Annotated in this window: 20 protein-coding genes; 8 read left to right on the plus strand and 12 right to left on the minus strand. The window is 70.7% G+C overall.

Annotated features, from left to right (window positions below; translation table 11 throughout):
- Positions 1–114: 114 nt before the first annotated feature.
- Positions 115–444 carry a hypothetical protein gene (locus ACFKCF_RS19860; protein ID WP_394495505.1) on the minus strand — a complete coding sequence of 110 codons (330 nt, stop codon included), beginning with the start codon at positions 442–444 and terminating at the stop codon, positions 115–117.
- Positions 445–553: 109 nt separating this feature from the next.
- Positions 554–751, minus strand: a complete 198-nt coding sequence (locus ACFKCF_RS19865) for a hypothetical protein (RefSeq protein ID WP_394495507.1) — start codon at positions 749–751, stop codon at positions 554–556.
- Between the two features lie 391 nt (positions 752–1,142).
- On the opposite strand from ACFKCF_RS19865, the gene ACFKCF_RS19870 reads away from it, so the two are divergent.
- Both ACFKCF_RS19870 and ACFKCF_RS19875 read left to right on the plus strand, forming a co-directional pair.
- A complete protein-coding gene (locus tag ACFKCF_RS19870) occupies positions 1,143–2,456 on the plus strand; it encodes an adenylate/guanylate cyclase domain-containing protein (RefSeq protein ID WP_394495509.1) in 1,314 nt (437 codons plus the stop codon).
- Between the two features lie 54 nt (positions 2,457–2,510).
- Entirely contained in the window at positions 2,511–2,717 is a 207-nt protein-coding gene (locus ACFKCF_RS19875; protein ID WP_394495511.1) for a hypothetical protein, read from the plus strand.
- A gap of 315 nt (positions 2,718–3,032) precedes the next feature.
- On the opposite strand, the gene ACFKCF_RS19880 is transcribed toward ACFKCF_RS19875, so the two are convergent.
- From ACFKCF_RS19880 to ACFKCF_RS19895, 4 genes are all read right to left on the minus strand, one after another.
- Entirely contained in the window at positions 3,033–3,839 is an 807-nt protein-coding gene (locus ACFKCF_RS19880; RefSeq protein ID WP_394495513.1) for an MBL fold metallo-hydrolase, read from the minus strand.
- A 52-nt stretch (positions 3,840–3,891) separates the two neighbouring features.
- Positions 3,892–4,503: a VOC family protein gene (locus tag ACFKCF_RS19885; protein ID WP_394495514.1), complete on the minus strand. Its 612-nt coding sequence runs from the start codon at positions 4,501–4,503 to the stop codon at positions 3,892–3,894.
- A 139-nt stretch (positions 4,504–4,642) separates the two neighbouring features.
- Positions 4,643–5,272: a cysteine hydrolase gene (locus ACFKCF_RS19890; protein ID WP_375112180.1), complete on the minus strand. Its 630-nt coding sequence runs from the start codon at positions 5,270–5,272 to the stop codon at positions 4,643–4,645.
- A 579-nt stretch (positions 5,273–5,851) separates the two neighbouring features.
- Positions 5,852–6,517: an SDR family oxidoreductase gene (locus ACFKCF_RS19895; protein WP_394495592.1), complete on the minus strand. Its 666-nt coding sequence runs from the start codon at positions 6,515–6,517 to the stop codon at positions 5,852–5,854.
- On the opposite strand from ACFKCF_RS19895, the gene ACFKCF_RS19900 reads away from it, so the two are divergent.
- A complete protein-coding gene (locus tag ACFKCF_RS19900) occupies positions 6,510–6,959 on the plus strand; it encodes an IclR family transcriptional regulator (RefSeq protein ID WP_394495516.1) in 450 nt (149 codons plus the stop codon). The two genes, ACFKCF_RS19895 and ACFKCF_RS19900, sit on opposite strands and share 8 nt — an antisense overlap.
- An 88-nt stretch (positions 6,960–7,047) precedes the next feature.
- On the opposite strand, the gene ACFKCF_RS19905 is transcribed toward ACFKCF_RS19900, so the two are convergent.
- The gene (locus ACFKCF_RS19905) at positions 7,048–8,103 is read right to left on the minus strand and encodes a hypothetical protein (protein ID WP_394495518.1); all 1,056 of its coding nucleotides are present in this window, start codon (positions 8,101–8,103) and stop codon (positions 7,048–7,050) included.
- A 166-nt stretch (positions 8,104–8,269) separates the two neighbouring features.
- On the opposite strand from ACFKCF_RS19905, the gene ACFKCF_RS19910 reads away from it, so the two are divergent.
- Positions 8,270–8,680: a cupin domain-containing protein gene (locus ACFKCF_RS19910; protein WP_394495519.1), complete on the plus strand. Its 411-nt coding sequence runs from the start codon at positions 8,270–8,272 to the stop codon at positions 8,678–8,680.
- 190 nt (positions 8,681–8,870) lie between these two features.
- Positions 8,871–9,098: a hypothetical protein gene (locus ACFKCF_RS19915; protein ID WP_394495521.1), complete on the plus strand. Its 228-nt coding sequence runs from the start codon at positions 8,871–8,873 to the stop codon at positions 9,096–9,098.
- Positions 9,099–9,291: 193 nt separating this feature from the next.
- Here the strand turns inward: ACFKCF_RS19915 and ACFKCF_RS19920 are convergent, their stop codons facing one another.
- From ACFKCF_RS19920 to ACFKCF_RS19930, 3 genes are read right to left on the minus strand one after another with little or no spacing between them, the layout of a single operon-like run.
- Entirely contained in the window at positions 9,292–9,951 is a 660-nt protein-coding gene (locus tag ACFKCF_RS19920; protein WP_394495522.1) for a response regulator, read from the minus strand.
- Complete coding sequence (locus tag ACFKCF_RS19925; protein WP_394495524.1) at positions 9,948–11,114, minus strand: histidine kinase; 1,167 nt, start codon at positions 11,112–11,114, stop codon at positions 9,948–9,950. Before ACFKCF_RS19925 ends, ACFKCF_RS19920 begins: the two co-directional genes overlap by 4 nt.
- On the minus strand, positions 11,111–11,944 hold the full coding sequence (locus tag ACFKCF_RS19930; RefSeq protein ID WP_394495525.1) for a CPBP family intramembrane glutamic endopeptidase: 834 nt from the start codon (positions 11,942–11,944) through the stop codon (positions 11,111–11,113). The genes ACFKCF_RS19925 and ACFKCF_RS19930 overlap by 4 nt, the downstream gene beginning before the upstream one ends.
- A gap of 308 nt (positions 11,945–12,252) precedes the next feature.
- Between ACFKCF_RS19930 and ACFKCF_RS19935 the strand changes: the two genes are divergently transcribed.
- A complete protein-coding gene (locus ACFKCF_RS19935) occupies positions 12,253–12,975 on the plus strand; it encodes a sulfotransferase family protein (RefSeq protein ID WP_394495527.1) in 723 nt (240 codons plus the stop codon).
- 48 nt (positions 12,976–13,023) lie between these two features.
- Entirely contained in the window at positions 13,024–13,626 is a 603-nt protein-coding gene (locus ACFKCF_RS19940; protein WP_394495528.1) for a TetR family transcriptional regulator, read from the plus strand.
- A 31-nt stretch (positions 13,627–13,657) separates the two neighbouring features.
- Here the strand turns inward: ACFKCF_RS19940 and ACFKCF_RS19945 are convergent, their stop codons facing one another.
- The gene (locus ACFKCF_RS19945; RefSeq protein WP_394495530.1) at positions 13,658–14,881 is read right to left on the minus strand and encodes an MFS transporter; all 1,224 of its coding nucleotides are present in this window, start codon (positions 14,879–14,881) and stop codon (positions 13,658–13,660) included.
- 145 nt (positions 14,882–15,026) lie between these two features.
- Positions 15,027–15,470 carry an ester cyclase gene (locus tag ACFKCF_RS19950; protein WP_394495531.1) on the minus strand — a complete coding sequence of 148 codons (444 nt, stop codon included), beginning with the start codon at positions 15,468–15,470 and terminating at the stop codon, positions 15,027–15,029.
- A gap of 262 nt (positions 15,471–15,732) precedes the next feature.
- Here ACFKCF_RS19950 and ACFKCF_RS19955 point away from each other — a divergent pair, with 262 nt between their 5' ends.
- Positions 15,733–16,224 (plus strand): hypothetical protein, encoded by a 492-nt coding sequence (locus ACFKCF_RS19955; protein ID WP_394495532.1) that lies wholly within the window; start codon positions 15,733–15,735, stop codon positions 16,222–16,224.
- Positions 16,225–16,275 lie beyond the last annotated feature (51 nt).

Here is a 16,275-nt window from a genome sequence, read left to right on the forward strand (position 1 = left end):
GCCGTCCGAGAACGTACACGTTTTCTGGACAGTGAGCGGATAGCCTTGCAACACCGCAGGTCAGAGGCTCGGACGCCCGGATCTGCCGTATTCCGGCGGCACCCGTTGAACGCGTTAGTGAGAGAGGCGCTCGTGCGAAATCCGGGCCGCGTTCGGGTTCCATTTAGAGGACTGGTCCAACCGCAGCGTGTGGGGCCAAGCCTTCCGGACCCCTCGAAGAGGAAGGAGGCGGGGGCTCTCTGAGGGGTTCTTGGCGGGAGGGTCAGCGCCCCCGGCCTTCCTCTGGCGCTCAGCCTCCGACAGCTCCGCGTCGATCTCGTAGACTCGGTCACGGTCGGCGGCCGACAGCGACCGGAACTCCTCACTCTGCAGGAACTCCTGTTGGATCTCCGGCTTGAGTTTCCTCAGCAACGCGACCGCGGCGCGGTCCAGATTTCCGTCCATCACGTTCTCCTCTTGCAGGCCGGAGGATCTTGTACGTGAATCAGTGCGGACTTACTGGCATACGGGTCAGGGCCTCAGCGGCTGACGTCGTCGAGGAAACGCCGGGGGGTCATAGGTCGTGAAGGATCGTGTCGGCGGGGTCGCCGAAGAGCGGGCCGGGTGTGGCGAGCATCTGGTCGACTGCCTCGGTACGGGTGGCGGCGCGGTGCACGGCCACGCGCCCGTCGGGAGCCAGGGCCTGCCAGTGGCGGCCGGAGCGGTAGACGCGGCCCAGCTCGGTGTCGTCGAAGCCGTCGTCGATGTGCACGCGATAGGAGCCGTCAGGCAGGCGCGGCAGGTTGTCGGCCAGCGCTGCGGCGGCGAACTGCGCCGGGGTGAAGGGGCAGATCTGCCGCTCGTGCGAAGAGCGAGCGCGCGGCCTGCGGGCAGTGCGGGCCTCGGGCCCGAGGTCGGGCAGGGGTGCGGGGGCGACAAAGGGCGGCCAGCAGCGCGGTGACGACCTGCACGCGGTTGGTGCTGGCCGGTCCGGGCACCGGGCCGTCGATCGTGCAGGCGACGTCGCGGCCGCTATGGTCGCGCTGGAGCCAGCCGACGCAGCGGCTTCGCACGATGACGTCGACGGGCCTCCAGGGGCGCAGATCATTGTGACATTACGAACTGCATATGAATGATCACTTAGGGTAAGTTAAGGTGGTGGGGTGGCTTACGAACCCCCCGCCGGCCCGCTCACCCCGGGCGATTTCGACACCTCGCGCGACGTCGCCGCCGGCCTGCCGCTGTTGCTCGTCGAGCAGTGGCGCGCCTCCGCCCGCACCGACGGTGACGCGCGCCGCCTGCTGAGCCGCCACGCGACGCGCGGATACTCCGTGGTGTCCGACTCGGCGGGGCTCACCCGGCTCAGCCAGCGGCTCGGGCTGCTGGAGGTGCTGGCGCTCCTCGACCGGCCGAAGCGGATTCTGCACGCGTGCGCCAGGGCCGCCGGGGGGCGCGCGGTGGGGGTGTGGGCGGCCGACAACGCGCAACTGTTCCATCCGGAGACAGTGGAGGCATCCACGCTGCTGTCCGCCCTGCTGACGGCGCAGGACGAGATCCGGTGCCACTGCGAGGTCCGCATCGGGATCGGCGCGCACCTCGGCTCCTACTACGAGCTGTCGGGCGGGCTGTACGGGGCGGAGGCCGACGCGGTCGAGGAGTTCGCCGAGAACGACACCGAGGGTGGGGAGATCGCGGTGACGCAGGCCGTGGTGGACCGGATGCCGCACGGGCATCCCTTCGAGCTGCGGCCCAAGGACGGCGTCGGCGGCCTGGTCGGGCCCGTCCACCAGGTGCTCGACGGTCCCCGCCTCGACATTCCCGGGCTGGGCGAGGCGGGGACTGCTGAGGGGTGGCCGGGCGAGTCGGGGGTCACCGGCCAGGAGCAGCATTACCCCATCCCCTACTCCGGCGCCTTCTACGCCGATCTGCTGCTGCTCGACGCCCACCCCGGCGACGCCGAACTGGCCGGCCGGCTCGCCGCCGAGCACCTGCGCGAGCGCACGGTCGTCCTGGTCGAGCGGAGCGCCGTCCCGACCGACACGCCCGAGGTGGAGCTGCTGAGAGGACTGTCGCTGTCGGCGGCGATGCGCGACGTGGGCTTGAGCCTCCTGCCGCCCGAGGGAGCCGTCGAGATCAAGGTCGCCGGGCCGCTGGGCATCTACCTGTTCGAGGAGCCCGCCCCGGCCGTGCACTTCGCGCTGGGGATGCGCACGGGGCTCGCCGAGCGGGAGATCGTGGGCCGGATCGGGGTGGCCGCCGGGCCGGTGCTCGCCGGCCGCACCCCCAGCGGCGGCTGGGACGTCGCCGGGGCCCCGGTCAATCTCGCCTCCAAGATGGCCCAGGATCTCGGCACGCCCGGCCGCGTCCACCTGAGCGAGGCCGTGCGCGATGCCTTGGGCGATCGCGTCGACCTGCCGGGCTTCGAGACGGTGCGGCGCACGGTGTCAGGGGTGGAGATGACGTACTACGTGGGTTGAGGTCCACCTGGTCCAGGGGAGGCGGGGGACGGGCTGTTCCTCAGCTACCTCACCGTGCACGGGTCGGGCGTCAACCGGGCGGACGAGGCCCGTACGACCCTGCTCATCCAGCACTGCGACCGCGAGGATCCGACCGCGGACGACGTGCACCGCTCCCGGGGGCAGGAGATGGTGCTGCGCAGGGCCGATCAGGCCCGCCACGCCTGGAGCCGCCGTCGCCCGGTCAGGCAGGCTTCTCACACAGGATCGAATGCCGGGTGATGTGCCACGCCTCCCGGCGGATGTGGTGCCGCGCAGCCCGTCCAGGCGGGCGCCACCGGAATACGGCAGATCCGGGCGTCCGAGCCTCTGACCTGCGATGTTGCAAGGCTATCCGCTCACTGTCCAGAAAACGTGTACGTTCCCGGACGGCGAGCTCACCTGCGCGAACGCCGTCCGAAAACCTGTGTCCGAGATGTCCCTGCCGCTCGGCGGCCCATGCCAGCCGTATTCCGGTGGCACCCCGACTGAGGACGGCGCAGGCCGGCTGCAACAGATAGCGATCTTGCCGGGTGATCGGGTGACGCGTCAGGGGCGTCAGCGGTGCAAAGGTGTCCAGGTGCCCTGCGGTGCCGTCCGCAGAAGCGAGGACAGGCCGGCTTCGTGGAAGGCCAGTTCCAGGTCGGCCAGTCCCTCGGAGAAGTGGGCCCAGCCGTCGTAGTGGGCCGGAATCACGAGATCCGGGTCCAGGACGGCCGCGGCGGCCGCGGCCCGCCGGCTGTCGAACGTGAGGGGGCGCCCGCCGAACTTCGCGGGTACGCGGGCCGCCCCGGCGTGGAGCAGGGCTACGTCGATGTCCGGCAGGCGGCGGGAAATCTCCGCCACGGTACGGATGGAGGCGTTGTCGCCGCTGATGTAGATCGTGGGGAGTCCCGGGCCGGACAGGACGAACCCGGTGACCTCACAGTTGACGTTGCCGTCGGCATCGCGATCGCCGTCTTCGGGGCCGTGGACGGCGGGGACCGCCTGGACGATGAGATGGCCCGCGCCGTCGCCGCGGAGCACGCGGTAGCTGTTCCAGCCGGCGAGGCCGATCGCGGGGGGACCAAGTCGTGCCGCGGAGAGCGGGCCGGTGATGACCAGCGGGGCAGTTCTGGCGAACACGCGTCCCCGCTCGTCGAAGTTGTCCGGGTGGCCGTCGTGGCTGACCAGTACCAGGTCGATCGCGCCCAGGGCGTCCTCGGCGACGGCGGGACCCGCCGTTTTCGTCAGGTATCCATGCGGCCCGGCCTCGTCGAAGGTCGGGTCGCTGACGATGCGCAGGCCCCCGATGTCGATGACAGCCGTCGGCCCGCCCAGGACGGTGATCGCACATTCCTGCCGGGGCAGCCTGGTCGTGGTCATCCGATCAGCTCGAACGGTCGCAGGCCGGTGACAGCACGGTGGGCACGCGCGCTCACGACGGGAGCTCGCTTCCGGCCTGCTCGCGCACCATGTAGTCGGCGTACCAGGCCGGCCAGTTCGGGTCCTCGGCGCCGGTGCGTGCCTCGTGCTCGCCGTGCGCGGCCGCGGCGCGGCGCAGCGCGTTCGCCAGGTCCGAGGCGGAGGCGTACGTGGTGGCCGACGGGTCCACCCGTCCCGGGAGCCGGGTGGTGACCTCCTGCAGGACCCAGCCGTTGCCGTCCGGGTCGCTGAACGACAGGAACGAGCCGTAGCTGCGGTGCTGCGGATCCGGGCCGGGCACCCGGGCGTCGGTCCCGGCGTGATGGAAGACGCCGCCGGCGTCGTGGAAGATCTCGCCCGGGCCGGCGCCGAGCCGCTTGAGCTCGTCGTACGCGGCGGCGATGTCGTCCACGATCAGGTGCAGGCCCTGCGCCGAGCCCGGCGTCTGGGACGTGACCGACGTGCCGAAGATGATCGAGGCCGGCGAGCCGGGCGGAGTCACCTGCACCACCCGGAAGTCCTCGCCGGTGGCGACGTCGGCGTCGAGCCGCCAGCCCAGCGCCGTGTAAAAGTCCTTGGCCCGGTCGACATCCGAGACCGGCACCACGACGACTTCGAGTTTCATGTCCATGACCTGCGCCTCCTGCGCTCGTGCCCAAGGCCGGCACGACGAGATCCGTGCATTCTGCGCCTAGGTGATCCAAGGAAAACTCCCTGGCCACCCAAGGTCACCATGCGTCTCGGAAGCCGGTGGAGCGTCGGCTTCATGCGTGCGCCCCCTCGAATGCGGCGGTGAGCTCTCCGGTGGTGGTGATGGCGTGGGCGAAGGTGGGACCGTTCAGCTCGTGGGCGGCGTGCATCATCTCGGGGAGGAACGCCGCGGTGGCGTCGCGCACCAGCGTGACGTGGTAGCCGAGTTCCATGGCGAATCGGCCGGTGGACTCGATGCAGGTGTTCGCCAGCAGGCCGACGAGCACGACATGGGTGATGCCGTGCTGCTTGAGCTGGAAGTCGAGGTCGGTGTTGGCGAACCCGCTCTGTGCCCAGTGCTCCCGGGCCACGACGTCGCCGGGCTGCGGCTGGAAGTCGGGGTGGAACTCCCCGCCCCAGGTTCCGCGGGCGAAGCTGTGCCGCTCCATGATGGCGCGCTGGGTCGGGTTGGGATGATCCCATGTCTCGTAGTCGCCCGGCTCCCAGCGACGGTGCGGAACGATCATCACCCGTACGCCTGCCTCCCGGGCGGATGCGATCACGGAGCGCAGATGGTCCAGCAGTCCGACCTGCTGTGCCACGGACGCCACGCGCGGCCAGATCTTGCCGCCCTCGGACAGGAAGTCGTTGTAGGGATCGACCAGCAGCACGGCCGTGTGGCGGGGGTCATACGCCTGGGGCATGGCTCCTGCTCCTCGCTCTGAACGACAGAACACCCAGGCTAAGGATCATTCTCATCATCCACAGAATCAAGAAAGCCCTGGTCAAATACCACTTTGCGCAGATATGGATGATGCTCATCATCCCGTTGCCCGGTGATTCCACTGCGCCGCTGCGCGACCCGCGGAGGCCGGGCTCACGCACGGTGGCTTCTACAAACACTTCGACTCGCGTGACGATCTGATCGCCCAGGCCGCGGCCGCCGCGCTCGCCGAAGGCTCGGCGAGGACGGAGCGGGCCACGCGAAACAACGATCAGAATCCGCGGGCCGGCCTCAGGCATATGAGAAGCAGGTCCGCGCGTACCTGGAACTCATCGCGGACCCGGACGACGGCGTCGAGGACGCCCTGGCCGAGGCGATGCTCACCCTCAGCGCCCTGGTCGGTGCGGTGCTCATGCCCCGGGCCGTGGCCGACGAGGACTTCTTCGACGAGCTCCTGCGGACAGTCACCCGGCAGCTCGAGCGATCCGCGCCAGGAACTGTCCCCACCGCTTGGCACCTCCGCGGGCGCCCGGGTCCCCGATCAGGTCCAGGTGACGGATCAGGGTCCGGACGGCGCGCCGACCGGGTCCGACAGCGCGGCCTTGACGCTCCGGCTCTGCTCGTCGGCCAGAACCTCGAACTGGTCATGGATCAGGGCGTCCATGGTCAGCTCGGCCACGGTGCCGGCGCTGATCTTCGGGGCATCGGTCCAGGCGCTGAGATCCGTGTCCACGAAACCCGCATGCACCCCGACCACCAGGGTTCCCTGTTCGCCCAGCGCCTTGCGCAGGGCATCCGTCAGCGACCACTGCGCGGCCTTGGAAGCGGCATACCCGGGGAACTGCGGCTGACCGACCCAGCACGCCACCGAGAGCATGTTGACCAGGGCTCCGCCACCGTTTCGGGCCAGGATGGGAGCGAAGGCGCGGGACACCGCCCAGGTGCCGAAATAGTTGACCTCCATCGCCTGGCGCGCACCGTCGAATGCACTCTCCATCAGCTTGGTGCTCGCACCGCCGATCCCCGCGTTGTTGATCACGATGGAGACGTCGCCCGCGGCAGCCGCGACGCTCTCCTCGTCGGTGACGTCCAGGCGCACGGGAACGACATCGGCATCCGGCACGCTCGCCGGGTCGCGGACGCCGACGTAGAGCTTCGCCGCACCGTGGTCGATGAGCGCGCGGGCGAACGCGCGGCCGATTCCGCGATTTCCGCCCGTGACCAGGGCGACCGATACTCACGAAGTCGTCTACGTCGAGATCCTGTCCACACCGGGCGGCCCGGACTTCCCGTCACGGGTGGGCGGGCGCCTTCCGGCCACGGCGACCGGGGTGGGCAATGCCATCCTCGCGTTCTCGCCCCCGGCCGTCGTGCGGGCCGTACTGGAGCGGGGGCTGCCCCGCCTCAGCGAGCGGAGCGTCACCGCGCCCGGCGTCCTGGCCCGCGAGCTGGACCGGGTACGCGGTGAGAGGGTCGCGTTCGATCGCGAGGAGTCCGGAGCCGGAATCGTCTGCGCCGCCGCTCCCGTGCTCGCCCCGGACGGCACGGCGTTGGGTGCGCTGTCGGTCTCGGGCTGGAGTTCGCGCAGGCGGATGCAGCAGGTCGCGCCTGCCGTGCACACCGCCGCCCTCGCCCTGTCCAGAGCCCTCCGTACCGCCCGGCCTTAGGCAGAGGGCACGAAGCTCGCCCTGCGCTCTCGTACCGCCGGTCAAGGCGCGTTGGCAGGAAGGCCGCGGGAGGTCCAGCCGTTGGAGGTCACTGGACGCTCCAGTCCTCCTTCCGCGGCGGGTAGGCGAAGGTTTGCGTATCGGCCCAGTCCTCTCCGACGACGCGGTAGTCGTGCGCGGCTTCGCTCGCGGGGTGGCCGCGGCCGATGTCGACCGTGTCGGCAGTCGACCAGACGCCGTTGACCTGGTGCTCCACGGTGTAGAGAAACTCGTTGAAGCCCGAGGAGGACACGCACGTGTTGACGATGGTGAGCGAGCGGCGCCCCGCCGTCAGATCCGGTGGGATGGTGACGATCTGGTCTCTCCACTTGTAGATGCTGTCCTCGAGCAGCGGCCGCCATCTTGCCGCCGGGGCTCCGTTGACCGTGATGGTGGCATGTTGCAGACCGACGCCTGCGTCCAGCCGGCGGATCAGCCGCACGCCGGTGTTGGCCGGGTTGACGGTCACGGTGAACCGGCTCGACCCGCCACGAGGGAACGCACGGCCGTCGTCACTGACGATGTGGGCGAGATTCACGACGTGGTCAGGCGCCCCTGCGGAGGCGCCACGTTGCGGTGTTGCGCTCTGGGCGATGACGACGCTCAGGGTCACCGCGGCCGCCGGCACGGCCACCGCCGCGAGCAGGGCGGCTCGGCGCCAACGCCGGCCGGTGGCACGGGGCGTCCCCGGGTCGCCGGGTGCGGTCATGACCTGGGCAGCGAGCGGCGTGTCATGGGACGACTCGACGCTGCGATTCTCGCTGAACCCAGCGGGCATCTGATTGACACGCACCCGTTCCCACGCCCGCTCCCACTCCGGGAGCTGATGGCCGGGGACGCGGCAGCCCTGGAGGAACGCCACCATCACCGCCTTCTTGGGAAAGCGCCGACCGGCCAGCATGTCGGCGCAGGTGCTGCGTGGCAGCCGCGTCCCGCCGGCCCTGTCCGCTCGTGTCTCAAGCTCTCGCAGTGACACATCGGCTCGCGCGAACTGCTCGGCCAGCAGTTTCACCAGCTCCTCGTGGCAGGTCACCGACTCGAGCCCACCCTCGGTCGCCTCTCCTGAAGGCCGAGGGTCTTGGTCGCATTGGGGGGCCTCGCTCATGCCAATCAGTGTACGAGCGATTACCGAACGTGTCCGAATCCGGCGGTGGCTGCGTCGACGCCGAGATCGCGCTGCCCGGCCGGGCCCGCAGCCGCGTGGGACTGTCACAAACGGGGAGGCCGTCTTGTCCTCACTCTGGACAATCCCTGTTCGGACGGAGGAACGCATGAGCGCTGAGCACGCACACCTGCCCCCAGGCGTAGAGGTGATCGCGACCCTGCCGGAGGCGGCGTCCCGGATCCCGGCCGGTGCCGAGGCCAGGACCATCCGGGTCACCCTGCCGCCCGGTGACCCCGGCGCGCCGCCGCACCGGCACCCCGGGCCGCTCTTCGGGTACGTGACCCAGGGCGAGATCCTCTTCGAGCTGGAGGGGCAGCCGCCCCGGGTGCTCAAGGCCGGTGACGCCCTGTTCGAGCCCGGCGGCGACGTGATCCACCTCCAGGGCGCCAACAACCTCCCGGACGCGCAGTCGCAGCTGGTGGTGACCATGTTCGCGCCGCCGGGCACCCCGATCCTGACCCTGGTCAGCGCGGAGGAGCTGGCCGAACGACGACACCTACGGGTCACCCGGCCATGATGAGCCCCGATGAAGGTCGCCCTGTCGAACCGGGTCTCGGTGAGGTGAGCCTCCGTGAGGTCGAGGTCTGAGGGTGACGCTGGTCAGGTCGATGCGCCGGCCGCGACGCGGCGGTCGTAGCGGCCCGAGGTCCGGGACGGGTGGTGCCGGTCGGGCACGCGTCCGCTCGCTGCCCCCACTGGCGAAGATCGTGGCGGGTGGCCCGTTCAGCGGCTTCGCCGCCATCGGTGAGCTGGTCGAGCACACGCTCGCCCTGGCCACCCAGCAGGCCATCACCGCCACCTCTTTGGGCCTGATGGCCGCCGCCGCCGGCTCGGCGCTGCGCCTCACCTCCACGCTGGTGGCCGGCTGCCGCCACCGGGACCTGATGGCGTCCTGCCGTACACCCTGCAGCTCCAGTCCCATGCCCTTCTGCTGAGCGGCCGCAACGCCGAAGCGCTCAGGCAGGCCACCGAGGGGCTCAAGCTCGCCGGTGACCTCGGCCAGACCCACCGGGCCGGCCCGCGGACCGTCGGCTACCACCTCTACCGCGCCTTCCCCAAGCTGGGCATCACCTCTCGGATCGAGCTGGCGGGTCTGCTGTAGCTGCCGCCGGCCGGCTGTCGCCGATCTCAGGTCACCAGGCCGTTGCGGTAGGCGTAGACCACCGCCTGCACGCGGTCACGCAGGTCGAGCTTGGCGAGGATGCGCGACACGTACGTCTTGACGGTCTCCTGGCTGATCACCAGCGTCGCCGCGATCTCGCTGTTGGACCGGCCGTCGGCGATGAGGCGTAGTACCTCCAGCTCGCGTGGGGTCAGCGCGACGCCGTTCGGCGTGTCCTCGGCGGGGCGGATCCGCGACGCGTACCTGCCGACGAGCTGCCGCGTCACCTCGGGTGCCAGCAGCGCGGCGCCGGTCGCGACGGTGCGGATGCCGTGCAGCAGCTGCGCCGGTGGGGCGTCCTTGAGCAGGAACCCGCTCGCCCCCGCGCGCAGCGCCTCGTACACGTACTCGTCCAGGTTGAACGTCGTCACCACGAGCACCTTGACGGGATCGGCCACCCCGGCGCCGGCCAGCAGGCGGGTCGCCCCGATGCCGTCGAGCACCGGCATCCGCACGTCCATCACCACGATGTCCGGCTTCAGCCGGCGGGCGAGGTCGACCGCGGCGCGGCCGTCCCCGCACTCGCCCACCACCTCGAGGTCGGGCTGCGAGCCGATGATCGTCGCGAACCCGGTGCGGATCAGCGCCTGGTCGTCGCAGATCAGGACCTTGACCGGCGCGTTCACGACGGGCTCCCCGCAGGGATGCGGGCCCGTACGACGAAGCCGCCGCCCGCCTGCCGGTCGGCGCCGAACTCGCCGCCCAGGGCCTCGACCCGCTCCCGGAGCCCGGCGAGGCCGCGCCCGCTCCCGCCCGGAGAGCCGACCCGCGAGCCGGCCCGCGAGCCGGAGCCGTCGGTGCTGACCTCCACGGTGATCTCCTTCTCGCCATAGCGCACGCGGACGGCGGTGCGGCTGCCGTGGGCGTATTTGAGGGCGTTCGTCAGGGACTCCTGCACGACCCTATAGGCAACGAACTCGGCGCTGCCGGCCGATTCCGCCGGCCTGCCCTCCTCGGTGAACTCCACCGGCTGCCCGGCCCGGCGCGTCTGCTCCACGAGCGCGTGCAGCTCGCCGACGGACGGCGTCCTGATGTCGGGGTCGTTGCCGGGGTTGAGCAGGTCGAGCATGTGCCGCAGGTCGGCGATGGCCCGCCGTCCGGTGTCGGTGACGGCGCTCAGCGTCGCGTCGAGGCGGTCGGGCGCGCCGGTCAGGTAGCGTGCCGCCTCGGCCTGTACGACCATGGCCGTCACATGGTGGGTCACGACGTCGTGGAGCTCTCGGGCGATGCGGGTGCGTTCGGCGGCGCGGGTGGCCTCGGCGATGCGCAGGCGGCGTTCGGCCTCGGCGGCCCGGGTGGAGCGCAGCCAGGACCCGATGCCCCACGCGAGGACCAACGCCAGGTAGAACAGCACGTATCCTTCCACCGGCTCGGTTGCGCCGAGCCGGTGGAGCGCGACCGCCAGCGGCAGGTACGCCGCGGAGAGGAGCACCACGGTGACGCGCCGGTGACGTTCCAGATGGGCGCCCGCGCTCACCAAAGCGATGGGGAGTGCGGTGCCTCCCAGCGCGTGGTACGCGTGGAGTTGGTCGAGGGTGAAGCCGAGTGACACCAGGACGAGGCAGACGGCCGGCCACCGCCGGCGCACGGCGAGCGGAAGGCACTGGAGGGCGACCGCCACGACGGCCAGCGCGTCGAAGGGACGGGCCGGCAGCTCGCCGATCTCCGTCCCCTTGCCCTGGAACGCCGGCAGGAGCGACGCGACGGCCAGCAGCAGCGCGAGCGGAAAATCCCGGACCGTGACGTCACACCGCTGCCACAGGTCCGGGACCCGCCGGAGATCGATCACCGGGGAAGCGTAGCGGTCGTGCCTCCCCGCGCGCTGCGCCGGAGAGGGACCACGTTGCCGCGCCGGCGGGCCAGCCACATGAACACGATCGTCAGCAGCACGCCGAACACGACCGCGTACGGGCTCGCCTCCGGCCCGAACGCGCCGCCGGTGAGCAGGGCCGGGCCCGACGTGACGCCGTGCAGCAGCCCCTCCGGCGCTCCGTTGCCGGAGACCTCGGTGCCGAAGATGCCGGCCGCGGCGAAGTTCCAGCCGAAGTGCAGGCCGATCGGCACCCACAGGGTGCGGGTGGCGGCGTAGGCGGCGGCGAGCATGCCGCCGGCCTCGATCGCGATGGCGATCGCGCCCCACAGGTTGGCGTGCGGGTTGAACAGGTGCGACAGGCCGAACAGCAGGCCGGTCAGAGCCAGCGCCGTCCACGTGCCGGTGCGTTCCTCGACGATCCGGAAAAGGATGCCGCGAAAGAGCAGCTCTTCCGTCACGGCGGCGGCGGCCATGAAGCCGAACAGCCCGGCCGCCCCCGCCACCGAGCCCAGCCCCTCGATCCGGTAGCCGCCCATGAAGGCGATGTTCACGATGACGGCCACGAACAACCCGACGCCGATCAGCACTCCCCGGCCAATCGCCGCGGCGGCGCCTTCCGCGGCCACTTCCACCGGCGCGCGACGCTCCGACCACCGCACCACCGCGGCGTACACGAACACCGCGAGCACGGCTGTGGCGGCACCGAGGATCAGGGTGAGAACACTGTTTCCCTGGACGGCGCCCACGCCCATGCTGCCGGCGAAGGCGACCGCCGCGACGGCCACCAACTGCTTCAACAGTCGCATGACGACTCCCTTGCCGAATCCCGCGGCCGAGCGCCGCGGCTACGCCGAGAACGCTAGAGATTCGACGGCCTGGAATCGTCACCGCGCGGTGGACACTCGCGGGTAGCTCGCACGGGGGACATGGACGGGCCTGGGCGGTCGAGGCCGGTGCGGCGGAGGCCGTCGCGGGGAGGGCGGTGAGGAGCATCGCGCGGACGACAGTGGCGCCGCGCACGGGGTCCGGCAGAAAAATGTACAGCTGTTGAGATTTGCCGCCTGCCCGCCTAGCCTGAGGGCGACCGTCATCGCGGACGACAGGGGATCTCGGCATGATGAAAGTCATCGGCGCGGGCCTTCCACGCACGGGCACCACGTCCATGAAGGCCGCTCTGGAGCGGCTGGGCTTCGCTCCCTGCTACCACATGGTCGAGGTGATGACCCATCCCGGCCACGTCGATCACTGGCTGGAGGCGGCGGCCGGGAAGATCACGACTCGCGAGGACTGGGACCGGGTCTTCGAGGACGGCTACCAGGCGGAGGTCGACTGGCCCGCCAGCCACTACTGGCGGGAGCTGGCCGAGGCCTACCCTGAGGCGAAGGTCATCCTCACCGTACGGGACCCGCACAAGTGGTACCCGAGCATCCGGATGCTGCTCTCCGGCGAGAACCGTCCGGAACCTTCGGACGAGATGCCCGAGCAGATCCGCCAGCTGTTCACGACCATGCAGCGAATGCGGCCTGCTCTGGACCAGATGGGACGCGCCCACTTCGGCCCCGACTGGACCTTCGGGGCCGACCTGACCGACGAGGAGCTGGTCGTGGCAGCCTTCGACCGGCACGTGGAGACGGTGAAGCAGAGCATTCCCGCGGAGCGGCTGCTGGTGTTCGACGTGCGGGAGGGGTGGGAGCCGCTGTGCGCCTTCCTCGGCGTGGACGTCCCGGCCGGCGAGCCGTTCCCCCATCTGAACGACGCCGAGTCGATGCGGCAGGCGTTCGAGCGGATGAAGGCGGGCGACATGTCGGGCTTCCCGCTGGGCCGCCCCGGTAGCTGACAGGCCGTAGTCGATAGCATCGGCCTGCGCGGGAAGAGGTGACCAGCAGTGACCGATGTCATCGAGCAGGCCGGCAGCAGTGGGCGCAAGGGCGAGCGCACCCGCCGCCGCATCCTGGAGGCGGGGCGGCGGGTGTTCGGCGAGGTGGGTTACGACCGCGCCACCATCCGGGCCATCGCCGCCGAGGCGCAGGTGGACAAGTCCTCGGTGATCCAGTATTTCGGCACCAAGGAACAGCTCTTCCGCGAGGCCCTCGACCTGCGCATCAACGTGGACGCGCTCACCGTGGACGGCGACCCGGCGGCCTCGGCGGAAAGCTACCTGCGCGCCATGCTCGAACGCTGGGCCGCCGCCCCCGACACCCCCATGGCCGTGCTCCTGCGTACCAGCCTGACCAGCGAGGAGGCCGCCGACCTGCTGCGCAGGCACATCACCGCCGAGGCCATCGACCGCATCGCCTTCCATCTGGAGGGGCCGGACTCGCGGCTGCGGGCGGCGCTGGCCGGGGCCGTCATGTTCGGCATCACCTTCCACCGCCACCTGCTGCGCACCCCGGACCTGGCCGGCGCCCCGCTGGACGACGTCCTGCGCCTGGCCGTCCCGCTCATCCGCGAGCTGCTCGCGACGCCGCCCGCCGTGCGAGACTCCTGACGACCCGCTCGGATCGGGCCGGCTGCCCGGGTCAGGTCGTGCGGGTGGTGTCCGGGGACAGGGTGGTGTCGCCGATGTCCGGGGCCTGGGCCGGTGCTCGTCGCGCGCTGATCGTCATCACGACGAGTCCGGCCAGGACGATGGCGGCGCCGACGTACAGCGGGGCGGTGTAGCCGAAGCCGGCGGTGATGGCCAGGCCGCCGAGCCAGGCGCCAAGCGCGTTCCCGACGTTGGAGGCCGACACGTTGGCGCTGGCGGCCAGCGGGACGCCGTTCGCGTGGTCGGTGACGCGGGTGATCATGCCGGGGACGCCGGCGAACCCGAAGAAGCCCAGCAGGAAGACCAGGATCACCGATGCGACGGGGCTGCCGGCCAGCAGGCCGAACGCGGTGAGCGTGACGGTGAGGCCGGCCAGGGAGACGATCAGGGTGCGGTCGCGGTCGACGTCGGCGGCCCGGCCGCCGGCCAGGTTCCCGATCACCAGGCCGCTGCCGTACACGACGAGCAGCCAGGCGACGTCGGCGCTGGTGAAGCCGGTGATCCGGGTGAAGGTGTAGGCGATGTAGCTGAAAGCGCCGAACATCCCGCCGTAACCGAGTGCGGTGGCCGCCAGCGTCAGCCACACCTGCCAGGAGCGGAACGCGCGGAGCTGGACGCGCAGCCCGTCCGGGCCGGAAGCGGTCGCGGGATGCGTGCGGTCCACCGCGCCGGCCCAGCCCGGCACCAGCGCCGCGATGGCGATCAGGGCGATCACGCCGATCACGGTGATCGCCCAGAACGTGGCGCGCCAGCCCCAGCGTTCGCCGACCAGGGCGCCGAACGGCACACCCAGGACGTTCGCGAGCGTCAGCCCGGCGAACATCACCGCCACCGCCCTCGACGCCCGCTCCGGCGCGACCATGCGCCGGGCGACGAGCGAGCCGATGCCGAAGAACGAGCCGTGGCACAGGGCGGCGACGACGCGTCCGACCAGCATCAGCGGATAGCCGGATGCGACGGCGGAGAGGAGGTTGCCGGCAACGAACAGAGCCACCAACCCGATGAGCACCGACTTGCGGGACAGTCCGCCGGTGGCGGCGGTCACCACGATCGCGCCGACCGCGACGCTCAGCGCGTATCCGGAGATCAACCATCCCGCCGCGGCTTCGGACACGGCCAGGCTCAGGCTCACCTGCGGAAGCAGGCCCGCGATCACGAACTCGGTCAGGCCGATCCCGAAACTGCCGAGGGTCAGCGCGATGAGTCCGGCGGGCATGCGCCGGCCGCCTTTTGCCTGAATTGTCACCCGAACATCATCCACCGGGACCCGATCCCGGTCAGATCGGGGACCGGCCGTCGTGCTCGGCGGCACGGCGCACCCGCTGCGGCCGGAGGTGGTGGACTCCCCCAGCCAAAGGTTCTCAGACCGGCCTCTCGTCCTCCTCGAAGCAGAGCGTGCCACCGATCTGGGCGCCCAGCTCCAGTTGGTCGTAGTAGATGCGGTGGCTGACGATGAGATCGTCCTCCACGGTCGAGACGCTGCACGCGCGCACGAGGATGGGGCGGCCGGTCGGCTCGGCCACGCCCCCTCCGGGCATCAGGTAGGCGCCCTTGTACGTGCCGCTCAGGGTGTACTCCGCCACCAGGGTGTCGCCCAGGATCGTGAGCGACTGAATCGTGCATCTCGAGTCCGGGAACGCCTCGATGAACGCGCCGTAATAGGAGGCGATCTCGTCCCGGTCCTGGCCCACCCCGTCCGGAGCGACGAGGACCGCACCGCGGCTGAAGGTGTCCGCGAGGCTGTCCGGATCGTGACGGTTGAAGGCCCTGCGCAGCCGGTCCAGCGGGCGTCGGGGATCAGACATCGACTCATTTTAATGGCCAAATGAGCAATTATTGGACCAACCCTCAGTACAGAACCCACATTCCAGCTAAAGCCTCAAAAAGGCTGAAATTCGTCAGGTGGGTTGTCCGGAATATCGGGCAGTGTCACAACTTGCCGAGCTGTCCTGTCAGAGAGTGTGGCCGGCCTGGTGCCGGCCTCGCCCGGCAACCCGCCGACGACTACGATCTCGGCCAGTTCGGAAAACGAGGAGTTACCTGCCCGGTGAAAGTCGAGACCGCCTGATGCAGGCCTTCCTCCACGCGGTGGCGATATCGGCCGGCTGCGCCCTGGCCCTGGCCCCGGCCCTGCTACCCGCCGCACGGCCCGCCAGGAGGTGGCCGCACGTCGTCATGGCGCTCGGCATGGCGGTGGGGCACCTGGGCGGCTGGTTCCTGTCCGTGGCGGTGCTCGCGCTGCTGACCGCCGGCTGGCTCTGCGGCTCCCCCTGCCGCCGCGCCGAGACCGGTCATCACATCCAGGACTTCGTGGTCATGTCCATCCTCCTGGTGCTGACGGCGTTCGGCTCGCCCCCGCTCGCCGGCGCTGCGTACGGGCACCCGCACGGAGGCGGTTCGATGGCCACGGTGGCCCTGGCCATCGGGCTGGCCTGGACCTGCGCCCGGCTCATCCGCGTCCTGCCCGGGCGGAGCGCGGATCGCACGATGCTCAGCCAGGACGTGTGCTCGGCCGGGATGGCGGCCAGCATGGCCTTCATGGCCGCGCTGGCCCTCTGACGGGTCGGAGTGTTTGTCACATATCAAGGCGCTGTCCGGTCTGAGCTGGTG

It is taken from the genome of Nonomuraea sp. JJY05, assembly GCF_043496855.1.
Taxonomy (GTDB): domain Bacteria; phylum Actinomycetota; class Actinomycetes; order Streptosporangiales; family Streptosporangiaceae; genus Nonomuraea.